Source organism: Aeromonas sp. HMWF017, assembly GCF_003061465.1.
In the GTDB taxonomy this organism is placed as follows: Bacteria; Pseudomonadota; Gammaproteobacteria; order Enterobacterales; family Aeromonadaceae; genus Aeromonas; species Aeromonas veronii.
In genome coordinates, this window is record NZ_QAJD01000179.1 from 1 (window position 1) to 1814 (window position 1814).

At 56.8% G+C, this 1814-nt stretch carries 2 protein-coding genes; both read right to left on the reverse strand.

The features are described 5' to 3' along the window. Positions 1–105: 105 nt before the first annotated feature. Entirely contained in the window at positions 106–489 is a 384-nt protein-coding gene (locus DBR30_RS20110; protein ID WP_005338583.1) for a DUF3461 family protein, read from the reverse strand. Between the two features lie 127 nt (positions 490–616). After that, the gene (gene dapD, locus DBR30_RS20115) at positions 617–1444 is read right to left on the reverse strand and encodes a 2,3,4,5-tetrahydropyridine-2,6-dicarboxylate N-succinyltransferase (RefSeq protein ID WP_042081110.1); all 828 of its coding nucleotides are present in this window, start codon (positions 1442–1444) and stop codon (positions 617–619) included. Positions 1445–1814: the final 370 nt, after the last annotated feature.

Sequence of the window (1814 nt, forward strand, 5' to 3'; positions counted from 1 at the left end):
CTCCGCTCACCTTATCGCACGGCATTGCCAGATAACCCCATAGCCCCATAAAGCCAGCCAATAAAAAGAGCGCCACCTGGGCGCTCTTTTGTCGAGTCGGGGGGATTAGAGTTTCTCCAGATCCCGTTCGATTTCGCTGATCTTGTTCTGTACCACTTTTTCCAGATGGCGCAGGTCGCGCAGGATCTTCTGCTTGATGTCCGGGTCGGCTTGCTGATGGACGCCCTGGGTCAGGTTGTCCAGCTCATCCACCACATACTTGAGGTTGGCGTTGATCTCGGTGACATCCTTGTACTCATGGGTACCGGAGTCGACCAGCATGGTCTTGCGCTGGCGGGGATACTTGAATTTGACACTCTTGGCGAAGAACTCGCCCTTCTGCTTCTTGAAGTAGATCTTGAGGATGTCGTGGTTGGCCTCCTGGCGCAGGGTATAGCTGTCGACGGAGGCGGGATCCTGGATCCCCAGGCTCTTCAGATTCTCGTACATCAGGCTTCCTCGGTTTGAAACGATCCTGTCCCATCCATCTTAACCGATGCCTCATGGCTTGCCTGTGACAGGGGCGCCAAAATCAAAAGGGCGCCATAAGGCGCCCTTTTCATCACAGCAATGCTGATTACTCGTCGATGGAGCGCAGCAGGGCGTTGATGCCGACTTTGGCGCGAGTCTTGGCATCGACCTTTTTGACGATCACCGCCGCGTAGAGGCTGTACTTGCCGCACTTGGAGGGCAGGGAGCCGGAGACGACCACGGAGCCAGCCGGTACGCGGCCGTAGTGGATCTCGCCGGTTTCGCGGTCATAGATGCGGGTGGACTGGCCGATGAAGACGCCCATGGAGATGACGGAACCTTCCTCAACGATCACCCCTTCAACCACTTCGGAGCGGGCACCGATAAAGCAGTTGTCTTCGATGATGGTCGGGTTGGCCTGCAGCGGTTCCAGTACGCCGCCGATGCCGACGCCGCCGGAGAGGTGGACGTTCTTACCGATCTGGGCGCAAGAGCCGACAGTGGCCCAGGTATCGACCATGGTACCTTCGTCAACGAAGGCGCCGATGTTGACATAGGAGGGCATCAGCACGGTATTGGGGGCGATAAAAGAGCCTTTGCGGGCTGTTGCCGGCGGCACCACGCGCACACCCGCTTCCTTGAACTGCTCGGCAGTGTAGTTGGAGAATTTGAGGGGAACCTTGTCGTAGTACTGGGCATCGTCGCCCTTGATGATGCCGTTGTCGTTGATGCGGAAGTAGAGCAGTACCGCTTTCTTCAACCACTGATGGACAACCCACTCACCGGCGATCTTCTCGGCAACCCGCGCCTTGCCGGAGTCCAGCAGGTCGATGGCTTGCAGGATGGCGGACTTGGTGGTGCTATCCACGGAGCCCGGAGTAATGGTGTCGCGGCGCTCGAAGGCCGCTTCAATGATCTGTTGCAACTCGGTCATGACAGGTTTCCTTTAAAAAATTCTGTTTGTTGTATCACACTTTTCCGACTGTTTTTAAGGGGTTGACCGGAATTCTTCCGGCCAGCGACCATTTCTTCATCCGATGTGCGCCAACCAGTTGTTTGGTATGGCAAAAAACGCCCGACAACCAGCCTCCTTCGAATCACTCTTCGCTTAATCCAGTACCGACTGCTGGGGATTGAGCTGGTGTACCAGTCGCTCTTCCAGCTGTTTTTGCTGCTCGGCGGTCAATGGCTCGCCATCGAGGCTGGTCAGGCTGAAAAGTCCTCGACCCTCTCACCGAAAGTGGCAATTTTGGCGGCGTGCAGCGACAGTCCGCATTGCTGGAAAACGGCACCGATCCGGGCCA